Genomic DNA, 13,103 nt, shown 5'->3' with positions numbered 1-13,103 from the left:
CGCGATGACGACGACCGTACAACATTATCTGGATAAAGGCCTGCGTGGCCTCTGGTATCCGGTGCTGGCGAGCTGGGAAGTGCAGTCTGCGCCGGTGGGCATCACCCGCCTGGGCGAGCAGATTGTGGTCTGGCGCAATAAAGATGGCCAGGTGCAGGCGCTGGAGGACCGCTGCCCGCACCGCGGCGCGCGCCTGTCGATGGGCTGGAACCTCGGGGACCGCATTGCCTGCTGGTATCACGGCGTAGAGGTGGCGGGCAACGGCGAAGTGAAAGACGTGCCCGCCGTAGATAAATGTCCGCTGGTCGGCCAGCAGTGCGTACGCAGCTATAACGTGCAGGAGGCGCACGGCGCCATCTTCCTCTGGTTTGGCGTCACCGCGGACCAGCAGCCGGACGAGCTGACCTTCCCGGACGAGCTCGCCGATACGGACAGCTTCAGCAACTTCCTCTGCACCGCCGCGTGGAAATGCAATTACCAGTACGCGCTGGAAAACGTGATGGACCCGATGCACGGCACCTATCTGCACTCCTCGTCGCACTCGATGGCGGAAGGGGATCGCAAGGCCGACATGGTGCTCCAGCCGACCAAAACCGGTTTTATTTTCGAGAAGAAAGGGCAGAGCGGCGTCAATTTTGACTGGGTGGAGCTGGGCAACAGCGGCACCTGCTGGATGCGCCTCTCCATTCCGTACAAGAAGCGCTTCGGGCCGGGCGGCCACTTCTTTATCGTAGGCATGGTGGTGCCGGAAGATAACGACAACTGCCGCGTCTTCTTCTGGCGCATTCGCCGGGTGCAGGGCTGGCAGCGCGATATGTGGCGTTTCATGTACCGCAACCGTCTGGAAAAACTGCACTGGGAAGTGCTGGAGCAGGACCGCGTGGTGCTGGAAAGCCTGGCGCCAAACGCGCGCGATCATGAGTACCTGTATCAGCACGACGTCGGTCTTTCGCGCCTGCGCCGCATGATGCAAAAGGCCGCCAAAGAGCAGCTGGCGATGCGTGAAGCACAGCAGGGAGCCGCCTGATGAACGGGCTGCTGAGCGGCAAGCGCATCGTCATAACCGGCGCCGCGCGCGGGCTGGGCTTTCACTTTGCCAAAGCCTGCGCGGAGCAGGGCGCGGCGGTGGTGATGTGCGACATCCTGAAGGGCGAGCTGGCCGAAAGCGCCCACGCCCTGAGCGAGCGGGGCTATGCGATCGAACCGCACGTTATCGATCTGGCCGATCCACAGTCCATTGAGCAGGTGTTCAGCGCCATTGGCGAGCAGGGTCAGATCGATGGCCTGGTGAACAACGCGGCGATGGCGACGGGCGTCGGCGGCAAAAACATGCTCGATTACGATCCGGATCTCTGGGATCGGGTGATGAGCGTCAATGTCAAAGGCACCTGGCTGGTGACGTGCGCCGCCGTGCCGCTGCTGCGTGAAGGGGCGGGCATTGTGAACGTGGCGTCCGACACCGCGCTGTGGGGCGCGCCGCGCCTGATGGCCTACGTCGCCAGCAAGGGGGCCGTCATTGCCATGACCCGATCAATGGCGCGCGAACTGGGTGAAAAGCGTATACGCATTAATGCCATCGCGCCGGGGTTAACCCGCGTCGAGGCGACGGAATATGTCCCCGCCGAACGGCATCAGCTCTACGAAAACGGACGCGCGTTAACCGGCGCGCAGCAGCCGGAAGATGTCACCGGCAGCGTGGTCTGGCTGTTAAGCGATCTGTCTCGGTTCATCACCGGACAGCTGATCCCGGTCAACGGCGGTTTTGTCTTTAACTAAGGTAGGGCGATGATGGCAAACGATCAGGAAGTGAAGTATCTGGTGCCGGGGCTGGAGCGCGGTTTACAGCTGCTGTTGGCCTTTGGCGAGCAGCATCGCGATCTGACTTTTGCCGAGCTGCACCGGCTGGTGGATATGCCGAAGGCGACCGCCTATCGCGTGGTGCAGACGCTGGAGTACATGGGATTTCTGGAGCGCAACACGCGCACCAATACCTTTTCGCTGGGCATGAACGTGCTGCGTCTTGGCTTTGAGTACATCGCCTCGCTGGACGTGGCGCAGGTCGGCCAGCCGGTGATCGAGCAACTGCGCGACGTGAGCCAGTGCAGCAGCCATCTGGCGATCCGCGACGGGCGCGACATTATCTACATCGCCCGCGTCAGCGCCGCCGGGTCGCGTATCAACCAGGTCAGCATTGGTACCCGTCTGCCGGTGCACTGTACCTCGCTGGGCCGCATGCTGTTGACCGATATTTCCCGCGCTGATTTCGAACAGCTGTTCCCGCATGAGCGTCTGCCGGGCAACACGCCGGGGCAGCTTCACGACCGTGAAGCCCTGTGGCAGATGGTGCAGCAGGACAAAGCCCGCGGGTATGTCATCGGCGAATCCTTCTTCCGCCACGGCATCTCTTCCATCGTCTACCCGGTGTATGACCGAAGCGGCCGCGTGGCGGCGGTAGTCAGCATTCTGGTGCCGTCGGAGGAGATCCCGCAGAGCGACCGCGAGCGCCTGCAAAACGAGGTTCGCCTTGCGGCGGATAAAATTTCTGGCTTCTTAGGGTATCTATCACAGGCCAGTTAAATCAGTGAGTTAACGCCAGGCGCTTGACTGCGTCGGGCATGTTTTACGCCCAATCTGGGCCAGATGAGGCAACGAACGATGAGTGTAACCGGAATTGAAAAGCTGGAATTTGGTGTGGAAGACCTGACGCACTGCGCCAAATTTATGCGTGATTTTGGCCTGACGGGCGATGCCAGCGGCCAGCGTTTCACCACCCTGAGCGGCGCGCGCGTGGAGCTTAACCCGATCGACAGCCCCGACCTGCCGCCCGCGTTTGAAGCGGGCAACACCCTGCGCCGCATGACCTGGGCGGTTGCCGCACAGTCCGATCTCGACGCGCTGCGCCCGAAGCTGGCGCAGCAGCCCGGCTTTCGCGAAGTGGGCGACGCGCTGGAATGCCTCGATCCGAACGGCATGACGCTGCGCGTGCAGGTGACCCAGCAGACCGACGTGGAGCTTAACGTCGAGCCAATAAACCAGTGGGGCGACGCCCGCCGTATCGACACCCCCAGCCCGGTTTACGATCGCGCCCAGCCGATCAACGTGGGGCATGTGGTGTTCTTCGTGGAGGAGCTGGCGGCGGTGGAAAAATTCTACCGCGAGGTGCTCGGCTTCCAGGTCTCGGATCGCTATATCAACCGCGCCGTGTTCCTGCGCTGCGGCGTGCGTGGCGGCCATCACAACCTGTTCCTGCTGCAACTGCCGAACCGCAAGCGCGGCCTTAACCACGTGGCCTTCACCGTGCGCGACATCCACGAGGTGATCGGCGGCGGTATCGCGATGAATAAACATGACTGGAGTACCTTTATCGGGCCGGGCCGTCATCCGGTGTCGTCGGCGTACTTCTGGTACGTCAACAGCGCGACCGGCGGCGCGTTTGAGTATTACACCAACGATGATTACCTGACGGAAAACTGGCAGCCGCGCGAGCTGGAGCATTCCCTGGTCTCCTTCACCGAGTGGGCGGTGGAAGGCGGGATTGACCACGACACGCGCCGTCAGCAGAAAAAGCCGGAGGCGGTATGACATCGCGCATTGTCATTATCGGCGGCGGCCAGTCAGGCGGCTGGGCGGCGAAAACCCTGCGTGACGAGGGCTTCGACGGCGAGATTTGCGTGGTAGCGGAAGAGGAATGGGATTTCTATGAGCGCCCGCCGCTGTCAAAAGCGTCTCTGCTGGAACCGGACGCGGCGCTTCCAAGGCTGTTTACCGACGAGGTGCAGCAGGCGCTGAACCTGACCTGGTACCGACCGCTGCGCGCAAAATCTGTCGATCGCGTTGAAAAAAAAGTCCTTCTTAGCAACGGCGAGCAGCTTAGTTACAACATCCTTTTAATCGCTACCGGCGGTCGGGCGCGCCTGCCTTCGCAGGCGTGGGCCAGCCATCCGCAGGTCTATACCCTGCGCCACTGGCAGGACGCGCAGCGCCTGAAAAGTCGCCTGTCGGAAAGTCACAAACTCGCGATTATCGGCGGCGGCTGGATTGGCCTTGAGATTGCCGCTTCCGCGCGGAAAAGCGGCGTGGCGGTCACGCTGTTCGAGCAGCAGCCTGCGCTGTGCATGCGCTCGGTGAGCGGCGAGGTGTCGCAGCGCCTGGAGGCCATCCACCGCGAGCAGGGGGTGGAGATCCGTACCGGCTGCGGCGCGCTGGAGCTGGAGGACGACGGCGGCCTGCCGGTCGTCCACTGCGACGGCAACCGTGAAACCTTTGATGCAGTGGTGGTGGGGATCGGCGTCGATCTCAATCTGGAGCTGGCGCGTGACGCGGGGCTGAAAACCGGGCGCGGGATCGTGGTGGATGCCCAGGGACGCACCTCGGATCCGTTCATCTTTGCCGCAGGAGATGTCGCCCAGCACCATCACTACGGCTTGTGCATCCAGTCCTGGGCCTTCGCCCAGAATCAGGCGGTGGCGACGGCGAAAGCGATGCTCAATCCCGATGCGCCAGGTTATGACGACGCGCCGTGGCTGTGGTCGGATCAATACCAGCACAACATTCAGATCCTCGGCATTCCGCAGGCAGGCTGCCGAACGATATTGCGTGAAGAGGCGCTGTACTTCTCGCTGGACGACAACGGGCGGCTAACGCAGCTTGTGGCGTTCAACGATGCGCGCACCGTCAAGCTGGCGAAGCGCTGGATGGCGGCAGGGCGGGATCTGTCGGACGTACCGCTTGCCGACCCGACATTTTCACTGATGTCACTGCGATAGCTAACCCGCACCCGTAGGGGGAGAAATGACCACACTAGAGACTAACACCGCGCCGGTTGAGGCGAGCGGTGAGGGGACCCGCACGCCCGAAAAAGCGGTGCGCTGGGCCATCCCGCTGTCGCTGCTGGCCTGCGTGCTGCTGGCGTTTTTCGACAAAATCAGCATCGCGGCGCTCTTTTCAGATACCCATTTCCAGCAGGCGATGGGCATTGATTTCGACACCACGCGCCTCGGCATTCTGATGAGCGCTTTCCTGCTGAGCTACGGCTTCTCATCGGTGTTTTTAAGCGGTTTAGGCGACAAAATCGCGCCGCTGCGCCTGCTCACCGGGATGATGGCAGTGTGGTGCGTGCTGATGGTGGCGATGGGCTTTACCCATAACTACACGCTGATGATCGTCCTGCGTATTCTGCTGGGCGTGGCGGAAGGACCGCTGTTCCCGCTGGCCTTCGCCATTGTACGCCACAACTTCCCGCAGCATTTGCAGGCACGCGCCACCATGCTGTGGCTGCTGGGCACCCCGGTGGGCGCGGCGATTGGTTTCCCGCTCTCCCTCTGGCTGCTAAACACCTTTGGCTGGCAGAGCACTTTCTTTGTGATGGCCATGCTTACCGTGCCGGTGCTTATCTTTGTGCGCATTGGTCTGCGCGGGATCCGCCTGGAGGCAAAACCCGGTACCTCGCAGGCATCACAGGACGAGCGGCGCGCCGCACGGCGCGAGCTGTTTGTCAGCCCGCACTTCTGGATCATCTGCATCTTTAACATCGCTTTCCTGACCTACCTGTGGGGCATCAACGGCTGGTTGCCTGGCTACTTAATTAAGGGCAAAGGCATCCACCTGGAGCATGCGGGCTGGCTGTCGTCGATGCCGTTCATCGCCATGCTGGCAGGGGAAGTGATTGGCGCGTGGCTCTCTGACCGGGTCGATAAGCGCGCGGCGGCCTGCTTTATCTCGATGGCGGGGGCGGCGGTAGGCCTGGCGGCGGTGATGCACCTCGACACCCCGCTTGCCATCATTGCGGCGATGAGCTTCAGCACCTTTATGTGGGGCACCGGCGCACCCAACATTTTCGCCCTGCTGGCGAAGGCCACCCATCCCCGGGTGAGCGCCACGGCGGGCGGTATCTTCAACGGGCTGGGAAACTTTGCGGGCGCGCTGTCGCCGGCGGTGATGGGCGCGCTGATCGCCTTTACCCACAGCATGGATTCCGGGCTGATTTTTCTGGCGGTGATGGCGGCGGTGGGCTGCGTCCTGTTACTGCCGCTGCTGAGACGTTACTGAGGAGAGTGTCATGACTGATTCAATCGTAACCAACAAAACAGGCATCAAACCTGACCATCTGACGATGGAAGAGTGGGTCGAGTCGCGCATCGCGCGCTTCGAAGGCCGTAAATACGACTGGAACGCGCTGAAGTTCCAGGCCGATTTTGATCCGAAATATCGCCGGGCGCAGATGCGCTACATCGGCACCGGCGCAACCGGCGTGGCGAACGACACCAATACCGTGCAGGCGGACCATTTTACCTTCTCCACCATGGTGCTGCCGTCGAAGTGCGAAGGACCGCTGCACCTGCACGACGACGTGGAAGAGGTGTTCTTCATGCTCAAGGGGCAGATCACGCTGATGATCCAGGACGGCGACAACTACACCGAAACCGTGCTGCGCGAGCGTGACCTGATCTCCGTTCCGCCGGGCATCTATCGCGGCCTGTTTAACCACGGTGAAGAAGAGGCGCTGATGTGCGTCATGCTGGGGACCAATAAGCCGGAAATCCCGACCTATCCGTCCGATCATCCGCTTTCCAAAGTGAAGCGGAACTAAGGGGGCATGATGACGGGTTTTCGTGAACAGGGAAGCGGCATTCCGCTGATGCTGCTGCACGGGATCAGCTCCGGCGCCGCCTCCTGGCACAAGCAGATGGCGCTGAACGGTTTTCGCGTGCTGGCGTGGGACATGCCGGGCTATGGCGAAAGCCCGATGCTGGCCGTAGCGCGGGCAAACGCGGGGGATTACGCCGACGCGCTGGCGGCCATGCTGGATCGCGCCGGTGTCTGGCAGGCAGTGCTGGTCGGCCATTCCCTGGGGGCGCTGGTGGCCAGCGCCTTTGCGGCAAAGTTCCCGGATCGCGTCATTCATCTGGTGCTGGCCGACGCGGCGCAGGGGTACGGCAATGCCGCGCCGGAGCAGCGGGAGCAGGTCTGGCGCAACCGAGAGCAGCAGATGGCGCTGGGGGGCGAAATCCTCGCCCAGACCCGCGCCCCGAAGCTGCTGCGCCCCGGCGCGCGCGCGGAAGATATCGCCACCGTCGCGGCGGGCATGCGGGTGCTGCGCCCGGAAGGCTACCTTGCCGCCTCGTGGATGCTGGCGCATGACGACATCCACGGCTGGCTGAAGCGTTATTCCGGCAGTTTTGAAGTCTGGTGCGGCGAGCAGGATGCCATCACCCAGCCGGAGCTGGTTCAGGGTCTGGCGCTGCGCTACGGCATGCCGTTTATCGCCATTCCGCAGGCCGGGCACGCCAGCTATCTCGATAACGACGCGTTTTTCAACCAACAGCTTTTACGCATTAACGAAGAGGTGCGCGATGAATGCACAAATTGACGGGCGCGTAGCGGTAGTCACCGGCGGTTCTTCCGGCATTGGCTTTGAAACGCTGCGCCTGCTGCTGGGGGAAGGGGCGAAAGTCGCCTTCTGCGGCCGTGACGAGGACCGGCTCGCCAGCGCCCATGCGACGCTGCAAAACGAATTTCCCCACGGGGAGATTTTCGCTTTCCGCTGCGACGTGCTGAATGCCGACGAAGTTCAGGCCTTCGCGGATGCGGTGCAGGCGCGTTTTGGCGCGGCGGATATGCTGATCAACAACGCCGGGCAGGGCTACGTGGCGCACTTCCATGACACCCCGCGCGAGGCGTGGCTGCACGAAGCCGAACTCAAACTGTTCGGGGTGATTAACCCGGTGCAGGCGTTTCAGCCGCTGCTGGAACGGTCCGACATCGCCTCCATCACCTGCGTGAACTCCCTGCTGGCGCTTCAGCCGGAAGAGCACATGATCGCCACGTCGGCAGCCCGCGCCGCGCTGTTGAACATGACGCTGACGCTCTCGAAAGAGCTGGTGGGCAAAGGGATTCGCGTCAATTCCATACTGCTCGGTATGGTCGAGTCCGGCCAGTGGCAGCGCCGCTTTGAAAGCCGGGCGGATAAAAGCCAGAGCTGGCCGGAGTGGACGGCGGAGATCGCGCGCAAGCGCGGCATTCCGATGGCGCGCCTCGGCAAGCCGCAGGAGCCCGCGCAGGCGCTGCTGTTCCTCGCCTCGCCGCTGGCCTCGTTTACCACCGGCGCGGCGCTGGACGTTTCCGGCGGCTTCTGCCGCCATCTGTAAGGACACATCATGAAAAAGGTAATGTTGATTGGTTTAGGCGCCATGGCGCAGGCGGTGATTGAGCGCCTGCCCGCCGGTGTGGCTATCGGCTGGATCGTGGCGCGCGCGTCTCACCATCCCGCCATTCACGACCAGTTTGGCGATGCGGTTGAGGCGCTGACGTCGCCGATGGCGTGCGCACAAACGCCGGATCTGGTGCTGGAATGCGCCAGCCAGGAGGCGGTGGCCCAGTACGGGGAAGAGATCCTGCGTCGCGGCTGGCATCTGGCCATCATTTCCACCGGCGCGCTGGCGGACAGCGCGCTGGAGCAGCGTCTGCTCGCCGCGGGCGGAAAACTGACCCTGCTTTCCGGTGCGGTGGCCGGTATCGACGGGCTGGCGGCGGCGAAAGAGGGCGGGCTTGAGCGCGTCACCTATCAGTCGCGCAAAAGCCCGGCCAGCTGGCGCGGCAGCTATGCCGAGCAGCTTATCGATCTGAATGCGGTGTCAGAGGCAAAGGTTTTCTTCGAGGGCAGCGCCCGCGAGGCGGCGCGCCTGTTCCCGGCGAACGCCAACGTGGCGGCGACCGTGGCGCTCGGCGGCGTCGGGATGGAGGACACCCGCGTGCAACTGATGGTTGACCCGGCAACGAAACGTAACACCCACACGCTGCATGTCGAAGGATTATTCGGCGAGTTCCATCTGGAACTGAGCGGACTGCCGCTGGCTTCTAATCCTAAAACCTCCACCCTGGCGGCACTGAGCGCGGTGCGCGCCTGCCGCGAGCTGGCCCTGAGCTGAGGAGTGACGATGGACGATCTGAAGATTTTTATCGGCGGCCAGTGGCGACGCGGCGGCGGCAACCCGATGCAGAGCCACTTTCCGGCAGACGGGTCGCTCAACGCGACGCTGAATGCCGCCAGTCTGGATGACCTGGAGGAGGCGGTAGCCGCCGGAGAGCGCGCCTGGCGCGATCCCGCATGGCGTAACAGTCTGCCGCACATGCGCGCGAAGATCCTGCATAACGTTGCCGATCTTATTGAATCCCGCGTCGATGCGCTGGCGCAGATGCAGAGCCGTGATAACGGCAAGCCGCTGGCGGAAGCACGCGGGCTGGTGATGAGCGCGGCGGGAACGGCGCGCTACTTTGCCGCCGCCTGCGAGCTGCTGGAAGGGGAACTTCCGACGCCGCGCCAGCCGGATCTGCTGACGCTGAGCTGCTACGAGCCCCTTGGCGTGGTGGCGGCCATCACGCCGTGGAACTCGCCGATTGCCAGCGAAATGCAGAAGGTCGCACCGGCGATTGCCGCCGGGAACGCGGTGATCCTCAAGCCCGCCGAAGCCACGCCGCTGATGGCGCTGGAGCTGGCGCGGATTTTTGAACAGGCCGGGCTGCCCGCCGGGCTGCTGAGCGTCCTGCCGGGCAAAGGCTCGGTGATTGGCGATGCGCTGGCGCGTCATCCTCGCGTGCGGAAAATTTCCTTTACCGGCGGCACCACCACGGGCCGTCATCTGGCGCACGTGGCGGCGGAAAAACTGATCCCGGCCTCGCTGGAACTGGGCGGCAAATCGCCGACCATCGTGCTGGAGGATGCCGATATCGAACAGGCCGCGCGCGGGATCTGCTACGGCATTTTCAGCTCGGCGGGGCAGGCGTGTATCGCCGGGTCGCGGCTGTTTATCCACGAGAGTATTTACGCCCCGCTGATGGCGAGGCTGCTGGAATTAACACGCGGGCTGCGCGTCGGACATCCGTTTACCGACGGCGTCCATGTAGGACCGCTGATCAACGAAAAACATCGCCAGAGCGTGATCCAGTACGTCGAACTGGCGAAGCGTGAAGGGGGCCGCGTGCTGTGCGGCGGCGAGATCCCCGCCGATCCCGCTCTGGTAAACGGCAGCTTCTTTCTGCCAACCATTATCGAAGGGCTGAGCAACAGCGCCCGCGCCTGTCAGGAAGAGATCTTCGGCCCGGTGCTGGTGGCGATGCCGTTTGGCGATGAAGCCACGCTTATCCACGAGGCGAACGACTCGGTGTACGGCCTGGCGGCGGGGATCTGGACGCGCGATACCGGTCGCGCCCTGCGTCTCAGCGAGCAGCTGGAGGCAGGCACGGTGTGGATCAACACCTACAAGGTTTTTGCGATTTCGACCCCGTTCGGGGGCTTTAAAGAGAGCGGTCTGGGCCGCGAGAAGGGTATCCAGGGGCTGAAAGCCTGGATGCAACAAAAGAGCATTTATCTGGCGACGGGTAACAGCGTCAACCACTGGTGCGACTGAGAAAGGGTGAGCAATGAGCGAAATGATAACCGTCGGCGACGCCATCGCCAGAACGCTGGAGCAGTATCAGGTTGAGGCCATCTACGGCGTCATCTCCATTCACAACCTGCCGATCGCGGATGCGGTTGGGCAGCGGGGCAATATCCGCTTTGTGCCCGCGCGCGGTGAAGCCGGTTCCGTCACCATGGCCGATGCTCACGGGCGCTTTTCCGGCCTCGGCGTGGCGCTGACCAGCACCGGCGCGGGGGCCGGGAACGCGGTAGGCGCGCTGGTGGAAGCCATGAATGCCTGCACGCCGCTGCTGCATTTAACCGGGCAGGTTGAGAAAGCCTGGCTGGACGCCGACACCGGGTTTATCCATGAAACCCGTGACCAGCTGACCTTCCTGAAGGCCAGCTCAAAACGGGCGTACCGCATCAGCAATGCGAATCAGGCGATAGCGATTCTGCATAAAGCCATCCAGGACGCGCAGACCCCGCCGTGCGGACCGGTCTCGGTGGAAATCCCGATTGATATTCAGAGCGCCAAAATTCCGCTGTCGCTGGTAACCGCTCCGATCAAACCGGTATCGGCTCCGGCCGTGGATACCGGAATGGTTGACGCGCTGTGGGCGCAGCTCAAACAGGCGAAACAGCCGCTGCTGTGGCTGGGCGGCGGGGCGCTGGGAAGCGCTGAGGCGGTGAAAAAACTGGCGGATGCGGGCATCACCGTGATTTCCAGCACCCACGCGCGCGGCGTGCTGCCGGACAACCACCGCGCCAGCCTGCGGGCGTTCCACAACTCGCCGTCGGTGGAGGCGCTCATTGCGCAGTGTGATTTTACGTTGGTGGCCGGTTCTCGCCTGCGCAGCAACGAAACCCGATCCTGGACGCTTGAGCTGCCTTCCCCGCGGGTGCAGCTCGATATCGACCCGGCGGCAGCAAGCCGTAACTACCTGATGGATAGCACGTTGATAGCCGATTGTTCCGCGCTGCTTGGCGCGCTGGCTGAAAAAGTGCAGGGCCGCGAGTGGGGCAACGCCCAGTGGGATACGCAGGTACAGCAGGCTGTCGGGCAAGCTGAGCAGGGGCTGCGCGAGCAGTGCGGCGCCTATGCGAAGCTTAACGACGCCATTGAGAAAGCCCTGCCGAAAGACGGCCTGCTGGTGCGCGATATCACCGTGTCCGGCAGCCTGTGGGGTAGCCGCCTGTTCAGGGCTAACGGTCCGCTGATGAATATTCACTCCCTCGCCGGGGCGATTGGCATGGGCCTGCCGATGGCTATCGGCACCGCGATTGCCAACCCACAGCGCAAGGTGGTGGGGCTGGTGGGCGACGGCGGCCTGAGCCTCAATTTAGGCGAACTGGCGACGCTGGCGCAGGAGAAAGCCAACGTGACGCTGCTGATCATGAACGACGGGGGCTACGGCGTAATGCGTGGTATTCAGGATAAATATTTTGGCGGGCGTCAGTATTATAACGCGCTGCATACGCCGGATTTTACCCTGCTGGCGCAGGCGATTGGTCTACAGGCCTGGAGCGTTGAGCAGGCCGAGGATTTTGACGCGGTGATGATGGAAGCGTTAGCGATGCCGGGGCCGTCGGTGGTAGAGGTGCGGATGGGGCAGATTGGCGCCCTTAAGTTTGCCGGGCCGCCACAGAAAACGCTGTACTGATTGAGTCTTGTTGCCCGGTAGCGCGGCGCGCACCGGGCCGGAGTATTATTTAATACCGTCTGCCGCCATGCGGTCACGGATATGCTGCGCGCGTTCAACGGAGGCCGGGTGATCGTCAAACATGGAGCTTTGACGGCCTTCCTCCAGTTTCGCCAGTTTTTCGAAGCTGGTGGCTAAACCTGATGGATTGATGCCGCGTTTGCGCAACAGATCGTAAGAGTAGTCATCCGCTTCCGACTCCTGACGCTGGGAGAACTGGGAGTTAACCAGTTTCTCACCCACGTCGCCCAGCTGCGACTGGGACAGGCTGCCGACAATGCCGCCCGCAGAGGCCGCCGCTGCACGCACGGCATTGGTGCCCAGCGCAACCTGCATCCCTTTCTTCACGTGACCCAGAGCAACGTGACCCATTTCATGGCCGATCACCGCTTCCACTTCGTTGTCGGTCATCATGTCCATCAGGCCGCTGTATACGCGGATACAGCCGTTAGCCATCGCGAAGGCGTTCACGTCTTTCGCCATATACACCTTGTAGTTCACCGGCTGACCGTTAATGTTGTCGCCCAGCGCGGAAGCAATCTTGTTCAGACGCTGCGTGTAGGTGCTGTTTGCCGGGGCAAGCGTAGCTTTTCCATCCATATCCTTACAGGCCTCGTCGCTCAGCGCTTTCACCTGCGCATCGCTCAGTGAGTAGGCCTGAAAAGCTTCTGCGCCTGAGGTCATCAGGCCGTTAGAATCCATATTCTGACAGCCGCTTAGCAGGAGCGTTGTTCCCACAGCCAGCCCGATTGCACGCATTTTCATGATGTTGCTTCCGTACTCGTTAATCTGAATTAATTCCGAAAAATGCACCGTCAACGAAGCCGGTGTCGGGCTAAGTATAAGGAATATCTACAGGGGCGGGCGAGCAGATTGCGCAACATGCGAGCATGATCCAGAGATTTCTTAAGCTGCCAAAGAATGGTCCATGTACATGCCCTGCGGCTTGGGTTACATTGTTGGCACTTTTTTCCGGCGTAGCCCAAAACGCGCTGTCGTCAAGG

At 62.4% G+C, this 13,103-nt stretch carries 13 protein-coding genes; 12 read left to right on the top strand and 1 reads right to left on the bottom strand.

Going from position 1 to position 13,103, the window contains the following annotated elements; all coding sequences use genetic code 11:
* Positions 1-4: 4 nt before the first annotated feature.
* The 12 genes from ACOTZD_RS05910 (at position 5) to ACOTZD_RS05855 (ending at position 12,060) form a co-directional block, all read left to right on the top strand.
* Positions 5-1,027 carry an aromatic ring-hydroxylating oxygenase subunit alpha gene (locus ACOTZD_RS05910; protein ID WP_003860047.1) on the top strand — a complete coding sequence of 341 codons (1,023 nt, stop codon included), beginning with the start codon at positions 5-7 and terminating at the stop codon, positions 1,025-1,027.
* Positions 1,027-1,776 (top strand): SDR family oxidoreductase, encoded by a 750-nt coding sequence (locus ACOTZD_RS05905; RefSeq protein WP_174401939.1) that lies wholly within the window; start codon positions 1,027-1,029, stop codon positions 1,774-1,776. Before ACOTZD_RS05910 ends, ACOTZD_RS05905 begins: the two co-directional genes overlap by 1 nt.
* Positions 1,777-1,788: 12 nt before the next feature.
* Positions 1,789-2,577 (top strand): IclR family transcriptional regulator, encoded by a 789-nt coding sequence (locus ACOTZD_RS05900; protein ID WP_003860053.1) that lies wholly within the window; start codon positions 1,789-1,791, stop codon positions 2,575-2,577.
* A 78-nt stretch (positions 2,578-2,655) separates the two neighbouring features.
* The gene (locus tag ACOTZD_RS05895; RefSeq protein WP_174401938.1) at positions 2,656-3,582 is read left to right on the top strand and encodes a VOC family protein; all 927 of its coding nucleotides are present in this window, start codon (positions 2,656-2,658) and stop codon (positions 3,580-3,582) included.
* On the top strand, positions 3,579-4,766 hold the full coding sequence (locus ACOTZD_RS05890) for an NAD(P)/FAD-dependent oxidoreductase (RefSeq protein ID WP_003860056.1): 1,188 nt from the start codon (positions 3,579-3,581) through the stop codon (positions 4,764-4,766). Before ACOTZD_RS05895 ends, ACOTZD_RS05890 begins: the two co-directional genes overlap by 4 nt.
* Before the next feature lie 25 nt (positions 4,767-4,791).
* Entirely contained in the window at positions 4,792-6,048 is a 1,257-nt protein-coding gene (locus tag ACOTZD_RS05885; protein ID WP_003860059.1) for an MFS transporter, read from the top strand.
* Positions 6,049-6,058: 10 nt separating this feature from the next.
* Entirely contained in the window at positions 6,059-6,589 is a 531-nt protein-coding gene (locus ACOTZD_RS05880; RefSeq protein ID WP_003860061.1) for a cupin domain-containing protein, read from the top strand.
* A gap of 9 nt (positions 6,590-6,598) precedes the next feature.
* Positions 6,599-7,369, top strand: a complete 771-nt coding sequence (locus tag ACOTZD_RS05875; protein ID WP_022651823.1) for an alpha/beta fold hydrolase — start codon at positions 6,599-6,601, stop codon at positions 7,367-7,369.
* On the top strand, positions 7,353-8,147 hold the full coding sequence (locus tag ACOTZD_RS05870) for an SDR family oxidoreductase (RefSeq protein ID WP_045332860.1): 795 nt from the start codon (positions 7,353-7,355) through the stop codon (positions 8,145-8,147). Before ACOTZD_RS05875 ends, ACOTZD_RS05870 begins: the two co-directional genes overlap by 17 nt.
* 9 nt (positions 8,148-8,156) lie before the next feature.
* Positions 8,157-8,927, top strand: coding sequence for an aspartate dehydrogenase (locus tag ACOTZD_RS05865; RefSeq protein ID WP_045332859.1), 771 nt, complete (start codon positions 8,157-8,159; stop codon positions 8,925-8,927).
* Between the two features lie 9 nt (positions 8,928-8,936).
* Positions 8,937-10,406 (top strand): aldehyde dehydrogenase, encoded by a 1,470-nt coding sequence (locus ACOTZD_RS05860; protein WP_174401937.1) that lies wholly within the window; start codon positions 8,937-8,939, stop codon positions 10,404-10,406.
* 13 nt (positions 10,407-10,419) lie between these two features.
* Positions 10,420-12,060 carry a thiamine pyrophosphate-binding protein gene (locus ACOTZD_RS05855; RefSeq protein ID WP_022651819.1) on the top strand — a complete coding sequence of 547 codons (1,641 nt, stop codon included), beginning with the start codon at positions 10,420-10,422 and terminating at the stop codon, positions 12,058-12,060.
* Between the two features lie 45 nt (positions 12,061-12,105).
* Here the strand turns inward: ACOTZD_RS05855 and ACOTZD_RS05850 are convergent, their stop codons facing one another.
* A complete protein-coding gene (locus ACOTZD_RS05850) occupies positions 12,106-12,864 on the bottom strand; it encodes a M48 family metallopeptidase (RefSeq protein WP_003860073.1) in 759 nt (252 codons plus the stop codon).
* Positions 12,865-13,103 lie beyond the last annotated feature (239 nt).

This window comes from Enterobacter cloacae complex sp. SHL022 (assembly GCF_049237785.1).
Classification (GTDB): Bacteria; Pseudomonadota; Gammaproteobacteria; order Enterobacterales; family Enterobacteriaceae; genus Enterobacter; species Enterobacter hormaechei_C.
This window is presented reverse-complemented; position numbering and strand designations above follow the sequence as displayed.

Coding starts and splice junctions, on each gene's coding strand:
- ACOTZD_RS05910 (WP_003860047.1), top strand. CDS start 5: ATGACGACGACCGTACAACATTATCTGGATAAAGGCCTGCGTGGCCTC.
- ACOTZD_RS05905 (WP_174401939.1), top strand. CDS start 1,027: ATGAACGGGCTGCTGAGCGGCAAGCGCATCGTCATAACCGGCGCCGCG.
- ACOTZD_RS05900 (WP_003860053.1), top strand. CDS start 1,789: ATGGCAAACGATCAGGAAGTGAAGTATCTGGTGCCGGGGCTGGAGCGC.
- ACOTZD_RS05895 (WP_174401938.1), top strand. CDS start 2,656: ATGAGTGTAACCGGAATTGAAAAGCTGGAATTTGGTGTGGAAGACCTG.
- ACOTZD_RS05890 (WP_003860056.1), top strand. CDS start 3,579: ATGACATCGCGCATTGTCATTATCGGCGGCGGCCAGTCAGGCGGCTGG.
- ACOTZD_RS05885 (WP_003860059.1), top strand. CDS start 4,792: ATGACCACACTAGAGACTAACACCGCGCCGGTTGAGGCGAGCGGTGAG.
- ACOTZD_RS05880 (WP_003860061.1), top strand. CDS start 6,059: ATGACTGATTCAATCGTAACCAACAAAACAGGCATCAAACCTGACCAT.
- ACOTZD_RS05875 (WP_022651823.1), top strand. CDS start 6,599: ATGACGGGTTTTCGTGAACAGGGAAGCGGCATTCCGCTGATGCTGCTG.
- ACOTZD_RS05870 (WP_045332860.1), top strand. CDS start 7,353: ATGAATGCACAAATTGACGGGCGCGTAGCGGTAGTCACCGGCGGTTCT.
- ACOTZD_RS05865 (WP_045332859.1), top strand. CDS start 8,157: ATGAAAAAGGTAATGTTGATTGGTTTAGGCGCCATGGCGCAGGCGGTG.
- ACOTZD_RS05860 (WP_174401937.1), top strand. CDS start 8,937: ATGGACGATCTGAAGATTTTTATCGGCGGCCAGTGGCGACGCGGCGGC.
- ACOTZD_RS05855 (WP_022651819.1), top strand. CDS start 10,420: ATGAGCGAAATGATAACCGTCGGCGACGCCATCGCCAGAACGCTGGAG.
- ACOTZD_RS05850 (WP_003860073.1), bottom strand. CDS start 12,864: ATGAAAATGCGTGCAATCGGGCTGGCTGTGGGAACAACGCTCCTGCTA.